13 protein-coding genes and 1 riboswitch are annotated in these 14,449 nt (G+C 63.8%); of the genes, 3 read left to right on the forward strand and 10 right to left on the reverse strand.

Annotated elements, in window-relative coordinates:
* Positions 1–39: 39 nt before the first annotated feature.
* The 5 genes from GJB56_RS10080 to GJB56_RS10100 form a co-directional block, all read right to left on the reverse strand.
* A complete protein-coding gene (locus tag GJB56_RS10080; RefSeq protein WP_020969875.1) occupies positions 40–1,080 on the reverse strand; it encodes an ROK family protein in 1,041 nt (346 codons plus the stop codon).
* Positions 1,081–1,204: 124 nt separating this feature from the next.
* Entirely contained in the window at positions 1,205–1,600 is a 396-nt protein-coding gene (locus GJB56_RS10085) for a hypothetical protein (RefSeq protein WP_019748896.1), read from the reverse strand.
* Positions 1,597–2,865 (reverse strand): ArsA family ATPase, encoded by a 1,269-nt coding sequence (locus GJB56_RS10090; RefSeq protein WP_070386502.1) that lies wholly within the window; start codon positions 2,863–2,865, stop codon positions 1,597–1,599. Before GJB56_RS10090 ends, GJB56_RS10085 begins: the two co-directional genes overlap by 4 nt.
* Positions 2,866–3,303: an SRPBCC family protein gene (locus GJB56_RS10095; RefSeq protein ID WP_019748898.1), complete on the reverse strand. Its 438-nt coding sequence runs from the start codon at positions 3,301–3,303 to the stop codon at positions 2,866–2,868.
* A 63-nt stretch (positions 3,304–3,366) separates the two neighbouring features.
* Entirely contained in the window at positions 3,367–3,753 is a 387-nt protein-coding gene (locus GJB56_RS10100) for a hypothetical protein (protein WP_019748899.1), read from the reverse strand.
* Positions 3,754–3,912: 159 nt separating this feature from the next.
* Between GJB56_RS10100 and GJB56_RS10105 the strand changes: the two genes are divergently transcribed.
* A complete protein-coding gene (locus GJB56_RS10105; RefSeq protein ID WP_019748900.1) occupies positions 3,913–5,724 on the forward strand; it encodes an AMP-dependent synthetase/ligase in 1,812 nt (603 codons plus the stop codon).
* 82 nt (positions 5,725–5,806) lie between these two features.
* On the opposite strand, the gene GJB56_RS10110 is transcribed toward GJB56_RS10105, so the two are convergent.
* The 4 genes from GJB56_RS10110 to GJB56_RS10125 form a co-directional block, all read right to left on the reverse strand.
* Positions 5,807–6,934, reverse strand: a complete 1,128-nt coding sequence (locus tag GJB56_RS10110) for a glycosyltransferase family 4 protein (RefSeq protein WP_113683674.1) — start codon at positions 6,932–6,934, stop codon at positions 5,807–5,809.
* A 107-nt stretch (positions 6,935–7,041) separates the two neighbouring features.
* Positions 7,042–8,400 carry a hypothetical protein gene (locus tag GJB56_RS10115; protein ID WP_020908096.1) on the reverse strand — a complete coding sequence of 453 codons (1,359 nt, stop codon included), beginning with the start codon at positions 8,398–8,400 and terminating at the stop codon, positions 7,042–7,044.
* A 74-nt stretch (positions 8,401–8,474) separates the two neighbouring features.
* The gene (locus tag GJB56_RS10120) at positions 8,475–9,527 is read right to left on the reverse strand and encodes a C40 family peptidase (RefSeq protein ID WP_020969878.1); all 1,053 of its coding nucleotides are present in this window, start codon (positions 9,525–9,527) and stop codon (positions 8,475–8,477) included.
* Between the two features lie 324 nt (positions 9,528–9,851).
* On the reverse strand, positions 9,852–10,409 hold the full coding sequence (locus tag GJB56_RS10125; protein ID WP_019748904.1) for a C40 family peptidase: 558 nt from the start codon (positions 10,407–10,409) through the stop codon (positions 9,852–9,854).
* Positions 10,410–10,423: 14 nt separating this feature from the next.
* Positions 10,424–10,602, reverse strand: a riboswitch (cyclic di-AMP (ydaO/yuaA leader).
* Positions 10,603–11,123: 521 nt separating this feature from the next.
* On the opposite strand from GJB56_RS10125, the gene GJB56_RS10130 reads away from it, so the two are divergent.
* Positions 11,124–12,884 (forward strand): DEDD exonuclease domain-containing protein, encoded by a 1,761-nt coding sequence (locus tag GJB56_RS10130; RefSeq protein ID WP_019748905.1) that lies wholly within the window; start codon positions 11,124–11,126, stop codon positions 12,882–12,884.
* Positions 12,885–12,962: 78 nt separating this feature from the next.
* On the forward strand, positions 12,963–13,238 hold the full coding sequence (locus tag GJB56_RS10135) for an Lrp/AsnC family transcriptional regulator (RefSeq protein WP_003941677.1): 276 nt from the start codon (positions 12,963–12,965) through the stop codon (positions 13,236–13,238).
* An 8-nt stretch (positions 13,239–13,246) separates the two neighbouring features.
* On the opposite strand, the gene trpD is transcribed toward GJB56_RS10135, so the two are convergent.
* On the reverse strand, positions 13,247–14,338 hold the full coding sequence (gene trpD, locus GJB56_RS10140) for an anthranilate phosphoribosyltransferase (RefSeq protein ID WP_020908099.1): 1,092 nt from the start codon (positions 14,336–14,338) through the stop codon (positions 13,247–13,249).
* Positions 14,339–14,449 lie beyond the last annotated feature (111 nt).

The following is a 14,449-nucleotide window of genomic DNA, read 5'->3' on the forward strand; positions in this document are numbered from 1 at the left end:
GTAACCCCCGCTACACACGCCCCTGGAGGATCGACCCGATCACAGTCCGGCAGACGTGGTTCCAGCGCCGTCGACCCCACCGAGATCCTGAGGCACTACCGAACGCGCCAATGCGGCGGCGCCCACCATGCCCGCAGCTTCGCCGAGTTGAGCCGAACGGATTCGTGCCAGCGGGCGGTGCTTCGCGCCGGTCAACAATGTCGCGTACTGCTCACGGGCGTCGTCGAGAAACAGTGGGGCAGAACTCGCGACGCCGCCTGCGATCACGACCAGATCGGGATCGTAGACGTCCCCGACCATCGCCAATCCGACGGCCAGCCAACGTGTGAACTCGGCAATGGTTGCCAGAGCGAGTGGGTCACCGTCCTGCGCGGCGTTGGCGATCCGGCGACCGGTGAGGGAACCCGGATCCACCGCTACTTCGCGCGCCAGAACCGTCGACGCAGCCGGGTCGGCGGCCAGCAGTTCGATTGCCGTGTCCACGAGCGCCGTTCCGCTGCAATAGCGCTCCCAACACCCACGCTTGCCACACGCACACTGACGCCCGCCTGGCACGACCTGGATGTGGCCGAGTTCGGGGGCGACGCCGTGACTGCCCCGGTACAGCTCACCGTTGATCAGCAGCGCACCGCCGATTCCGGTCCCGATTGCCACCATCACGACATTGCGGCCACCTGCGGCCGCGCCGAATCGGTGCTCCGCGAACGCCGCTGCATTAGCGTCGTGCTCGAGAACGACCGGCAATCCGAGCCGCTTACTCAAGTCACTGCCCACCGGCGCGTCCACCCAGGGCAAGTGCGGCGCGAACCGAACCGAGCTTCGATCGGAGGTGATGAAGCCGGCGACCGCCAACCCCACGGCAGACACCTCGTGCCGGGTGACCAGTTCGCGTACGACGCGATCGAGGCCGTCTTCGAGAGCGCGTGCGGACTGCGGGGTCGGGGCTTGAATCATCTCGAGCACTTGTCCGTCGACGTCCACGACGGAGGCCCTGATGCTCGTTCCGCCGACGTCGATGCCGACCGTCAAGATGTCGTCCATGGTGGAGTCGGAGACCGCTTTCAAGCGGCGCGCGCTCATCGCGCCAATTCCCGCGCGAGCGGCGCCCGCTGGAGTGCGCACCCTGTATCGGTGCCTCGTGCGTCGGTGACCATTGTGTCGATTGTGCTCATCTCGGGCCGTTAGCTCTACCCGGGGTACTAAGTCAGTCCTTGACCGTCACGTTGATCGGGACAAATGCCGCCGTTCGAGTTCGCTCGGCACCTGGCGTCGTCGCTCCGCTGTCCGGTCCGCGATCCGGGCCGGACGGCCCCCCGAGAAACTCGTCGAGAATCTCGCGAAGCAATGCGAGGAACGCGGCTGCGTGACCCGCGAGAAACGCCAGTAGTTCGTGGTGCTCACCGCGAACCAGTGCAGCGAGAGCGCACACCGGGCACCAACTGCAGCCGGTGAACACCGGCTGCGTGTCCGCTGACGCCGAGTCACCCGCAACGTCGGCCGTCGCTGCTGCAGCCTTTTGCAAGACCGGTTCCAGGCGCGTCAGAACGGTATCCGCCAGCGCGCGAAATTCCGCGACAAGGCGCTCGTGCTCTTCGCTCATACTGGCCACACCGCGGGATCCGGGCTGAACCGGATGATCAGGTAACTGCCGTCCAACTCCGCCCCGTTCACGACACAACGACGCAGCACCGACGCCAAACGAACTCTGCGTCGTACGCCGTCTGCTCCCACCAGCACATCGTCCTCCACCCGGCCCAACGACAACGACGACGGATCCACGAGCGGAAGGTACATCCGCATCACGTACACCGAATCGACTCCGGCCCCCGACTCCAACGACACCACGATGTTGTCCGCGGTGTCGACAGCGTCGATTGTGTCGACGGTGTCCGAATCCGTGCCCGTTCCACCCTCGAACGTGGCCGCGATCTCGCCCAGAGCCGCCAACCCTACCGGTTCGGCGCAGGCGCGCTCGACCGTTGTGACGGACATTCCATCAGTCGATCCACGCAAATCGTCGACGACGAGTGCCTGTGACGCCCTGATCGAAGCAAGCCACTGCGCCGCCGGCGAATCGTCGACACCCTTCCCGGCCGACGAGTTGAACTGCGGGACAAGGTTGTTGACCATAATCCCGTCGACTCGCAATCCGGCCAGAGCCAGACCGGACAACGTCCGGCGAGTCGCCGCGGCCGACACGCCATCGGCCGACGTCACAACGCGCACGCTGGTGTTCTCCCGATCCGAGAGGTGAACGGCGATTCGATCCACCGACGCGAGCACGCGTTCGATGACGGACACGAGTAGCAACACTCGCATGTCCGAGCCCGTCACGGCGACCATCCGCCTGTGCCGCGGCCACAATCGCTCGAGATACTCCGACACCATCGACGGCGACCCGAGGATCCGCAGTGCTTCGGCTGCGGCCGGACAGTCCACGATCACGAGGTCGTAGTCACCGCTGCTCGAGATATCGACGATCTCGGAGAGTCCGAGTATGTCTTGGATCCCCAGGGATCCCGTCAACTCTTCCGGTTCCAACCCCTCGAACGACGAACCGTGTTCGTGATCTCCCGCTCCGAAATTTCCTGCAGCATCGATCAATCCCGACAGTCCTCGGAACTTTTCCTCGAGGAGCTCGGAAGTGTCGAGTTGCCGGACGTCGAGGCGCTCGGCGAGAGGTGTAGTCGTTCGCAGCGCCGGCACGCCCACGACATCCGCGAGAGAACCTGCCTGATCGATCGACACCAAAAGCACTCGTGCCCCGTCGGACGCAGCCGACACAGCCGTCGCCGAGGCAAGCGTCGTCGTGCCTGCTCCGCCTTTACCGACGAACAGTTGGACGCGAGATCGTTGCTCCGGCACTCAGCCCTCGACTCGCTTCTTCAGTTCTTTCAGAGCTGTGTCGGTAATGATCTTCTCGGCCTTGCGCTTGAAGAGACCGATCATCGGAATCGTCAGGTCGACCGTCAACTCGTAGGTGACAGAGGTGGTGCCGTTCGGGCCGGGCTCGAGTGTGTACGAACCGAATTGGGACTTCTGGATCTCACCCGAGATCAGCTCCCAGCTCACTGCCATCCCGTCAGGCGCCCACGAATACTGCAGTTCGTAGGTGTCCTTCACCATCCCCGCGTCGAGGACAAAACGCACTCGGTCCGCGCGGCCGCCCTGCCCCGGCGCCGTCACCTCGACGGACTTCGCCGCGGCCACCCATTCGGGGTACTGCGCGAAATCGGCGATGACGTCCATCACGGCGTCGGCAGGGGCGTCGATGCTGATCAACCCCTTGGTCTTCTCGGCCATACGACTGCGCTACCTTCCTTCGTCAAAAGTCCAGAACCTGCACAACGAGCACTACTTCGATTATCAGTCCGGTGCTACCCCGGCGGCACGTCCTGCTTCGAGTTCGCGCTTGAGCTGGAAGGACATGACCTTGCCGTCGACCCGACGCTTTCGGTTCATCCCGGCGAGGTCGAGGTTCGCCAGATCCGACGGTGATACGCCGACCGGTTCACAGTGCAGGAAGTAGTGCGCGATCGTCCCGTCCATGACCGGTTCGAGCCACACCTCCATGGTGCCGACCAGCTGACCGGACACTCCCCAACGGAATCCTGCGGGACCGCGATCTTCCCGGACTTCGAGCGCAAGATCACTGAACCAGCGACGCCACCGCGCGCGCGAGGACAACAGTTCGGCGACCCGCTCGGGCGGGGCGGCGATGAAAGTCTGGTCTGCGACCTGAATGCTGCTCACCGAAGTAGCTTCACATATCGCGTCGGCGAAGCGTCGAGGGGTGTCGCACCACTACATACCGGACAGACTGTAAGCCTGGCCACAACTGCGTCGGACATGCGACTACAGTAGGAGACGAAAACCCTACTCGTCAGTATTTCGCAGTGTCGGAGGTATTTCGTGCCTGAGTTCAGCGCACCCCAGACGTTCACCATTCCCGAGGATGCCTCCGCGGTCGACTCGGTCTTCGCCTTCGCGAAGACGAAGCCGGCGGCGGTTGTCTACAAGCGCAAAGTCGGAAATGCATGGGTCGATGTCACTGCAGGCGATTTCGCCGCCCAGGTGACTGCAGTCGCCAAGGGCCTCATCGCGATCGGCGTCAAGCAGGGCGACCGCGTCGGCCTCATGTCGGCGACGCGTTTCGAATGGCCGCTCGTCGACTACGCCATCTGGGCAGCCGGTGGCGTGACGGTTCCGATCTACGAAACCTCCGCAGCCGAGCAGGTTCGTTGGATTCTCGAGGACTCCGAAGCAATCGACCTCATCGTCGAGAACGACACTCACGCCGCGACCGTGAAGGACGTCGCTGCAGCCGCACCCGCGCTGCGCACGGTCTACCAGATCGATGCCGCGGCAGCCGGTAAGGGTGTCGTCGAGGAATTGACCGCACTGGGCGCCGACATCTCCGACGAGGACGTCCACGCCCGCGTCGCTGCACTGAAGGCCTCCGATCCCGCCACCCTCATCTACACCTCGGGCACCACTGGCCGGCCCAAGGGCTGCCAGCTGACGCACTCCAACCTCATTGCGGAGTCGAAGGGCATCCTCGACTCCAACCTCGGGACGCTGCTCAAGACTCCCGGCGTTCGCACCCTGATGTTCTTGCCGCTCGCGCACGTTCTCGCTCGCGCAGTCAGCATCGCGTCGTTCGATGCCGGTGCAGCGCTTGGACACACGAGCGACATCCCGAACCTCGTTCCGACGTTCGGCGAGTTCAAGCCCGACTTCATCCTCTCGGTGCCGCGCGTATTCGAGAAGGTCTACAACAGCGCACGCGCCAAGGCGCACGGTGACGGCAAGGGCAAGATCTTCGACGCGGCCGCAGACACCGCGGTCGCGTGGAGCGAGGCTCAGGACAAGGGCGGCGCGGGCATCGTTCTCAAGGCCAAGCACGCCCTCTTCGACAAGCTCGTGTACTCGAAGCTGCGCGCTGCACTCGGTGGACAGTGCCAGCTGGCCATTTCCGGTGGTGCACCCCTGGGCGCTCGACTCGGCCACTTCTTCCGCGGTATCGGCGTCACGATCTACGAGGGCTACGGACTGACCGAGACCACCGCAGCGTTCGCCGTCAACACCATCGGCGCACAGAAGGTCGGCTCTGTCGGAAAGCCGTTGGCCGGCAACTCCGTTCGCATTGCCGAAGACGGCGAAATCCTCCTCTCGGGACCGGTGGTCTTCACCGGCTACTGGCGCAACGAGAAGGCGACCGCCGAGTCGATCGAGAACGGCTGGTTCCACACCGGAGACCTGGGCACCGTCGACAAGGACGGCTACATCACGATCACCGGTCGCAAGAAGGAGATCATCGTCACGGCAGGCGGCAAGAACGTCTCCCCCGCTCAGCTCGAAGATTCCCTTCGCGCACACCCCCTGATCAGCCAGGCCATCGTGGTCGGCGACCAGAAGCCTTTCATCGGCGCTCTCATCACCATCGACGCCGAGGCACTTCCCGCCTGGAACGAGCGCAACAACAAGGCCGCGGGAACCACAGCTGCCGACCTGGTTTCGGACGGCGAACTGGTCGGTGAAATCCAGGACGCCATCGACGAGGCCAACAAGCTCGTCTCACACGCCGAGGCGATCAAGAAGTTCCGCATTCTTCCGGTCGACTTCTCCGAGGACACAGGCGAACTCACGCCCACGATGAAGCTCAAGCGCAACGTCGTGCACGAGAGCTTTGCCGCCGACATCGAAAAGATCTACGCCAAGTAGGTTTTCGGCAAGCAGCTTCTCGCAGCAACGAACGGCCCGCACCGAATTCGGTGCGGGCCGTTTGCGTTCGAGTCCCGGTGGCTCAGCCGAGCAGATTACGCAGCTTCGAAGCGAGCGTGTCCCACTTCCAGTCTTCGGCAACCCACTCCCGGCCGGCTGCTCCCATCGCGGCCGCTCGATCACGATCGGACAGCACCTCGATCACGGATTCTGCGACGTCCCGAACAGAGGTGCCGTCGACTACGAGCCCGGTCTTGTTCTGCTGCACGGTTTCCGGAGCGCCACCACTGCGGCCGGCGATGACCGGAACGCCGGTCGCCGAGGCCTCGAGGTAGACGATTCCCAGTCCTTCGACGTCCAATCCCGCGCCTCGCGTGCGACACGGCATGGCAAACACGTCGGCAATCGTGTGGTGAGCCGCCAACTCTGCGGCGGGCACCGTGCCGGTGAAGACGACGTGATCGTCCATCCCGGTCTTACGTGTCAATTGACGGAGGTGGTCCTCGTACGGTCCACCGCCGACTATCACCAGTACCGCCCCGTCGACGCTCTTGCGAATGGTCGGCAGCGCCTTGATGAGCATGTCCTGCCCCTTGCGTGGCACGAGCCGCGACAGGCACAGGATCGTGGGCCGCTCTCCCAGCCCGTATCGCTTGCGCAGTTCTGCGCGGACGACCGAGTCCGGGTGGAACACCGACGTGTCCACTCCGGACGGAAGGTGCTCGAGCGCCGCTTGCGGGCCGAAAGCCGCCGAGAACCGTCCACGGGTGTATTTGCTGACAAACGTCACCGCATCCGTGTGATCGCCGATAACACGCAACGACTGCCGCGCACCGGGAATCATCGACCACCCGACCTCGTGGCCGTGAGTACTCGCGATCACTCGGCTCGCTCCGGCGCGTCGAACAACCGGCGCCAACAACGCCAAGGGCGCTGCCGCACCGAACCACACCGACTCACAGTCGTGCTTCTTGACCAGCTTCGCGGCCCGACGAGCGACAAAGGGCGACGGCAGCATCAGTGTCGTCGGGTGCCGAACGACCTCGAAAGGCTGTGCCGCATCGAACTTCTTGTGCGAGTCGCCCCGCCACCGCGGTGCGTACACCACCAACTTGTCCGCCGGCAGGTGCCCGGCAAACGTGTGGAGATAAGACTGGATACCTCCGGGGCGAGGAGGAAAATCGTTGGTCACCAAGAGGGTCCGGCGCATCCGTCCACCGTAGGGCACGCTGTGCTTGGAGTCGTGACAAGGGCACGCAGTGCTTCGAGACTTGCGAAGCTCACCTCGCCGCTGCAACTGACCCAGCCGCGAACTGCTCAGCCCAGATGGCTGTTGGTCCAGTCGACCCAGCCGACTCGCAGTTCCTCGGTTCCGACGCCGAGGACCGCTCGGATCCGCGAGTCGAGGTCTTCGGCCGTCATCTTTCCGGAGGCGAGGGCGCGAAAGAGGTCGGTCAGCTTCGCCTCGCCGAATCGATCAGCGATATACGCGTTGATAGACCACGCCGATTCGTACGCCAGTGAACTCACGACCGGGACACCGCCGAACTGTGTGTCGTCCGGAAACTCTGTCGGAGTATCGCCGGAGCGGACCGCTGCTGCCAGAGTCGGCGCGATCTCACCCCAGGCCCGCGAGGATCCACGATTTCCCGCGTATTCGGCGAACCCTTCCAACACCCACATCGGCGACCCGTCACGGGTTTTCGATCGGGCGGCTATGTGCATGAGCTCGTGGCGCAACACCGTTCGCCTGGTGATGTCGGTCAGCCTCGAAGCCGCGGCAGGTGAGAAGACCACCCGCTGGCCGCTCACGTCGGAAGACCCGTCCGCCGTTGCATCCGCGACCGACACTGCGGCAATCGAAGCGCCGTCGTGATGGGAGCCGACCAGTGCGGTGAACTCCTCCGCGGACCCCGCCACCATGAGCACCGCGCGCTCGGACCACCACGGCCCCCACAACTGCGTCGTGTTTTCGATGGCTGAGTCCACATCGGCCGCCAAAGCGTCGACGAACGCCTGCTGACCCGGGTGACCGATCACGAGTGCATTGCCCGCTGCATTTTCGGCGACGGCCAGCGGGCCGAAGTCCCAAGGGCCGTTCCAGGATTCGCCCGCCGTTCGGGCTCCGTCCAGTCCGACGATCGACCCGTCCGCAAGAACCGACCACTGATCGCCGCGTTTCGCGAGCGTCATGGACACTGCCTTGCGAGTGGGCAATGCGTCAACGCCGTCGAGGGCGTATCGCAACAGAACCTGCGCATTCCAGACCTCGACGTCTCCGTCCGGTGCACCGGTTCGCGGCGCCGGTGTCAGGCCGCCGCTGGGAATCTCGTATCCCCAGTCGGAGAAATCGAGCGCTCCCGCTGCGGTGGCTCGTCGAACTTCCGCTTCGAGCACACCGGGTGCCGCAGCACTGTCGACGAACTTCGCCAGCCCCGAGGGATCGTCGGACATCTGCGCCGCAGCCCATGCATCGAGAAATGCTTGTACCTGCGCGGTGCGTTCGGCGTCCTGCTCACTGGCCGCATTTTCGTCGGAATCGGACCTGTTCGTCAGGAAGATCGTCAAACCTAGAACGAGCACCACGGCAACGCCGAGCGCCACGAGGGCTGGATACTCCCAACGGCGTGGTCGATCTGCGCCGACGTCGGGCGTCGTCATCGGTTCAGTCGGCACGGTGCCGAGTGTAGGAGAACTCGACTCGACGCTTCACGGCGGCTGGCCACACGCCACTCGGGCGCAGCAAGCCGTCAGTAACGACGCGCAGTGGAGAACTCCATGCCTGCCATCGACTGAACCTTCACCGGTACGCCGAACGTCGACGCATGCAGAATGTTTCCGTCGCCGGCGTAGATACCGACATGCGAGTTGTCGCTGTAGAAAGTCACGACGTCACCGGGCTGCAACTGGTCCCTCGACACCGGTACGCCGCCCTGCGCCTGCGCCTGGCTCGAACGCGGCAGAGTCTTCCCGATTTGCTTATAGGCCCATACGACCAGACCTGAGCAGTCGAACTCGTTCGGGCCGGTCGCGCCCCAGACATACGGGTCACCGATCCGCGTGAGGCCTGCCTGCAGAGCAGCAGCACCCGAACCAGGCGTCAAGTTAGCTAGAATTTTGCTGAGATCGACGTCCGGCGGGAATGGCGTACCGCTCAGTTGGTTACGCTCGTCGTCGGTGAGGCTCTGGAAAGCTTTGGTCACGTCGGCGATCTGCGTCTGCAGTTCACTCTGCTTGCGCTGCAAATCGTCACTGAGTGCGCGGGCTTGATCGGCGGCGGTCCGCGCTTCTTCGGCCGAACGCTTCGATGCTTCCGAGGCGGCACGCGCTTCGGCAGTGGCTTGGTTGAACTGTGAGACCTGCACTGCCGCGTCGTTGGAAATCACGTCCAGCGCGGACATCTGATCGAGCAACTGCTGCGGCGAGTCGCTCACCATCAACGCAAAGAGGCGATTGGTCCGCGCACCCTGGTAATTCGCTGTGGCAATACGGTTTACCGCCGGAGCGAACTCGGCGACACGTGCCGAAGCCGCGTCGAGAAGACCCTGATCGGCTGCCGAACGCGCGTCCGCATCATTCGCGACCGCCAGCTTCGCGTCGAGGTCGATCTGTGCGTTGTGCAGCGCTTCGTTGGTCTGCTCGGATACCCGGGAGAGTTCACCGAGCTTGTCGAGCGCCTCGGTGGGGTTGGTGATGACGGGGTCGGCACCGGCCTGCATCGAAGGCCCTGCGACGAGTCCGAACGCCAGCACTCCCACTGTCAATGCGGCGCGTACTCGACTGTTGTTTTTCGATGAAACCACGGAATGCAACTCTCCGTCTCGGTGAAGCGACGTCGACCGGGACCGGTCGACGATCTGTTAGCTGGCTGTCAACTATCCACAGTACCTGTCTCGGCCGCGCAATGTCTCGATAAGGTTACGGAACGGCATACGTTTGTGTCTACTCGCCGGTAGGCGTGTCGGGGTGAAGTACCGGGCGAATTGTCGCGAAACGAAAATGTGGGCCTCGAATCAAAGATTCGAGGCCCACATTCGAAGATCCGGAGCTCCCCCGAGCTCCGCCGCCTTGCAGCGGCGGATCGTTCCGACCGTCTACCGGAGACAGCCGTCGAGCGTGTTCAGAAATCAGTAACGGCGAGCACCGTCGTACGGCATCGAGGACACCGGTGCGAGCTTCACGGGCTGACCAGCGGTCGACGCGTGGATGACATTGCCGTTGCCGGCGTAGATGCCCGAGTGCGATCCGCCGTAGAAGGAGATCACGTCGCCGACCTGAAGATCGGACTGTGAAACGGCAACGCCGGCTGCGGCCTGGTCGTAGCTCGTGCGAGGCAGGTTCAGACCAGCCTGCTTGTATGCCCACTGGACCAGACCGGAGCAGTCGAATGCGTCCGGGCCCGATGCGCCGTACACGTACGGGGAGCCCAGCTTGCTCTCTGCGGCGCGAACTGCCTGCTCACCAACACTGGAGATGGGAGCGGCCGGAGCGGCCGGTGCGATGTCGGTGATGCCCGGGATGACCGGCAACTGAGGAATAGAAACGCCCGGAACCTCGAAGGTGCCGACGCCGGGGATGGTGATGGGGTCTGCCGAGGCAGGTGCAGCGGTTGCAGCAAATGCTCCGACTGCGAGCGCGCCGGCTACTGCCAACTGCGCTGAACGCTTGAAACTCTGTGACGCCACTTAAGGGGTGCTCCATTTCTTCCATTCATCCGCCGACCGAGTTAGCTGACGGGTTCGGGCTGGGAAGATCAGCCCTACCCGCGTGGTCCGCAGCGATCATGCGTGCTGCACCCCAGGCGGGATTCACCCCAGTGGAAACTTGGGTTCCCGGTTCGGGTTCCTCGCGGAGATCCCGATTAGGCGGTTCCTGACGATGCCGGTCCTGTTTGGTCCGGCAAGACTTCGTTAGGTCTCAGGAAGGTTACGAAATGATCGCGACGATGTCGACCGCTTCGTGACAATCGCGCCCGATTCGCCGGAAATCATGCTGCCGCGCCCGCGATACGCCGGACGGGTCACGAAGAGATAACAACAGGTCTGTTCGGCGAGGCTCACCTGGCCCGCAAACCTGCGCTTGCTACCCACTGGCAAGGGTCACCAAACCCGACAATCCGATCTTCCATGCAGTTCAACGCCGATTACTTGAAACTAGAACCCGTTTCGATCAATCAGGCGGTTTCGGCGACTGATCGCCGTAGCAACACCCTCACGAATCGCCCTACCGGTAAGTAGGTAGGAGACCGCATTCGCGAGTTCCCACCGCAAGTGTGATCCTCGTCTCTCATACTTTTGTCGGGGGTCAATCCGTTGCTTTCCCAATGGAAGTCGCAGTGAGCCGGATTCCGCGTATGCACTCTCGAATTCGTGTCGGGGGGTCCTTCTACTGTCTGCGGTGTGAGTCCCGCCTCGGCCCGAGAATTTCCGTCTCCGTCCCCGTTCTCCGACGGGGAGAAGTTCGACGTCGGGCGGCAACTGAGCTTCGACGAGCTGGACACACCGCTGAGCGAAACGACGTTTGTCGTCGTCGACCTCGAGACCACAGGTGGAAGCGCCGACCAGGACTCCATCACCGAGATCGGCGCCGTCAAGATCCGCGGTGGCGAAGTGCTCGGTGAAATGGCAACACTCGTCGATCCCGGCCGATCGATTCCGCCGTACATCGTCGAACTGACCGGAATCACCACCGCCATGCTGATCGGCGCACCTCCCATCGAACGTGTCCTACCGGCTTTTCTCGAATTCGCCGAGGGTGCGGTGCTGGTGGCACACAACGCGCCCTTCGACATCGGCTTCCTGAAAGCAGCGGCGTCACGCAGCGCACGCCCGTGGCCGTCGTTCCGTGTGCTGTGCACTGTGAAGCTCGCCAGACGCGTGCTCACCCGCGACGAGGCGCCTTCGGTCAAACTCTCCGCACTCGCCCATCTCTTCCAGGTGACCACCCAACCGACGCACCGCGCGCTCGACGACGCGCGTGCGACCGTCGACGTCCTACACGGGTTGATCGACAGAGTCGGGAACCAAGGCGTCCACAGTTACAGCGAACTCGTCGACTACCTGCCCAACATTTCCTCACATCAGCGCGCAAAACGGTCCTTCGCCGCAAACCTGCCGCGAAGCCCGGGTGTCTACCTTTTCCGAGGCCCTTCGGACGAAGCCCTCTATATAGGAACTGCTACCGACCTTCGACGCCGCGTCCGCAACTACTTCACCGGTTCGGAGACCCGCGGCCGGATGAAGGAAATGGTCGCGCTCGCCACCCGTGTGGACCACGTCGAGTGCGCCCATGCGCTCGAGGCAGGAGTGCGTGAACTACGACTACTGAGCGCGCATGCACCCCCGTACAACCGTCGCTCCAAATTCCCCAAAAGAGGATGGTGGATCACTCTCACCGACGAGGCGTTTCCCAGACTGTCCGTGGTTCGCACGCCTACGGCCGATTCGATCGGCCCGTTCACCTCTCGCGGCGACGCAGTCGAAGTCGCCGACACCGTCGCAGAGTTCAGCCGCCTACGCACGTGCACCAAACGTCTCGGGCGCGGCGCCGTTCACGGCCCTGACTGCCCCGCTCGCGAACTGGGGGCGTGTCCCGCCTCCTGGGCACCGGAACTCACTGCGCAGGACTACGCGGCCGCCCCTGAGACTGTGCGTGGATTCTTCCGGGGAACCAACGACGCTCCCCTCCAACAAATGCAGGCGCGAATAGACGAGCTGTCCGAACACGCGTTGTTCGAGAATGCTGCTCGTCTGCGTGACCGAACGGTCGCAGTCTCTACCGCAGTGCGGCGCACTCAGCGACTTGCAGCAGTCGCGGCGATCGAACAACTGATTCTCGCCCGTCCCACCGGGGACGGCGGCTGGGAGCTGTCGGTGATCCGTTCCGGACGTCTCGCGTCCGCCGGGCTCGCCAGACGTGGAACTCACCCGATGCCCGTCGTCGACGCCATCACCGCGGCAGCCGAAACCGTCCTACCGGACGACGCACCGTTCCGCGGCGCGTCACCCGAAGAACTGGGCCTGATCGCACGGTGGCTCGCATCGGACGGTGTCCGAATCGTGTCGGCGACATCCGGCTACGTCGAACCTGCGGGCGGCGCCGGCAAGTGGGAAGCCTGGTGCCGACTCGCGCGGGCCGGTACCGAATCCGAACATCGATGACGTAACGACGGAGCGGCACCCCTAAGCTCGATCGAAACCACCGGGTCATCACAACCCACCGGGAAATCGAGGAGAGAAATGATCAACGCCATCGTCATGATTCACGCCGAGTCCGCTCGGATCCCGGAAACCGCGCAGGCCGTCGCCGACCTGTCCGGAGTGACGGAGGTCTACTCGTGCGCAGGTGACGTCGACTTGATCGCCATCGTGAAGGTACGTGACCACGCCCAGATCGCCGACGTGGTCACCGGAGGAATCAACAAGGTGCCCGGCGTTCTCCGAACCGCCACACACATCGCCTTCCAGTCATTCTCCAGCGCAGACGTCGAGGCCGGTTTCTCGCTGGGCGAGTAGCTCGTCGATCAGGCTTGGTCGGCCAGTTCGGCGGTGAGTGCCGCCCACTTGTGAAGCAGTTCAGCGCCGGCGCCGCTGTCGATCGCGGCAGCGGCTGCAGTCATCCCGGCGGAGATCGCACCCTCGAGATCGTCACCGACACCGTTGAACGCCGCGATGGCCGCTCCCGCGTTCAGCAAGACCGCGTCCCGGACCGGCCCCTTCTGTCCGGAAAGCAGCGTTCGGGCGACGGTGGCGTTGAATTCGGCGTCTCCTCCGCGCAACTCTTCGAGAGGAACGCGGTCGATTCCGAGGTCGCGCGGATCCAGCGTGACAGTTCGCACACTTCCACCGCCGACGATGTGAACCGTCGAAGTCGTCGATGTGGTCAGTTCGTCGAGTCCGTCGTCTCCACGCACCACCAACGCCGAATTACCCCGCTGCGCAAGGACTCCCGCGACGACCGAGATCAGCTTCGGAAATGCGCACCCGATCAGCCCGGCACGCGGACGAGCCGGATTGGTCAGTGGACCGAGCACGTTGAACGCCGTCGGGATGCCGATTTCCTTGCGAGGCACCGCCGCAAAGCGCAGTGCGGGATGGAAGACCGGCGCGAAACAAAAACCGATGCCGACCTCTTCGACGCACCTCGCAACCTGCTCCGGGCCGAGGTTGATGCGAACGCCGAGCGCCTCGAGCACATCGGCGCCACCACTCTTGGACGAAGCAGCGCGGTTGCCGTGCTTGACAACTCGCACACCGGACGCGGCAACCACGATGGAGGCCATCGTCGAGATGTTGACCGTGTTGGAGCGGTCGCCACCCGTGCCGACGATGTCGACGACGTCGGAATCGACCGGCACGCGCCGGGAGTGTTCGAGCATCGCGCCGGCGAGCCCTTCCAACTCCGCGGGGGTTTCGCCCTTCATCTTCAGCCCGACGCCGAAAGCGGCGATCTGAGCGGAAGTGGCATTGTCCGACATGATCTCGCCCATCGCCCACCGACTGTCGGCTTCCGACAAGTCACTGCCGTCCGTGAGCAGACCGAGAATCATCGGCCACGACCGCACCACTGCACTCGAATCGACGTTCACGGCGTTGGATGCGTCGGTGCCGGCCATAGTGCCTTGGTCCCCTGTCGTTCATGTGGGCTGGATTTCGAACTGTCGTTTCGTACTGTCGTTTCGTGCTGCCATTTTGTGCTGCCGATGACCCTCGCAGCCTAGTCAGTG

The organism is Rhodococcus sp. AQ5-07 (assembly GCF_009707305.1).
In the GTDB taxonomy this organism is placed as follows: Bacteria; Actinomycetota; Actinomycetes; order Mycobacteriales; family Mycobacteriaceae; genus Rhodococcus_F; species Rhodococcus_F erythropolis.

What these genes read in the sequence shown, in the direction of transcription:
- GJB56_RS10085 (WP_019748896.1), bottom strand. Translation starts at nt 1,600, where the DNA reads ATGAGCGAAGAGCACGAGCGCCTTGTCGCGGAATTTCGCGCGCTGGCG.
- GJB56_RS10110 (WP_113683674.1), bottom strand. Translation starts at nt 6,934, where the DNA reads ATGCGCCGGACCCTCTTGGTGACCAACGATTTTCCTCCTCGCCCCGGA.
- trpD (WP_020908099.1), bottom strand. Translation starts at nt 14,338, where the DNA reads ATGGCCGGCACCGACGCATCCAACGCCGTGAACGTCGATTCGAGTGCA.
- GJB56_RS10095 (WP_019748898.1), bottom strand. Translation starts at nt 3,303, where the DNA reads ATGGCCGAGAAGACCAAGGGGTTGATCAGCATCGACGCCCCTGCCGAC.
- GJB56_RS10135 (WP_003941677.1), top strand. Translation starts at nt 12,963, where the DNA reads ATGATCAACGCCATCGTCATGATTCACGCCGAGTCCGCTCGGATCCCG.
- GJB56_RS10080 (WP_020969875.1), bottom strand. Translation starts at nt 1,080, where the DNA reads ATGAGCGCGCGCCGCTTGAAAGCGGTCTCCGACTCCACCATGGACGAC.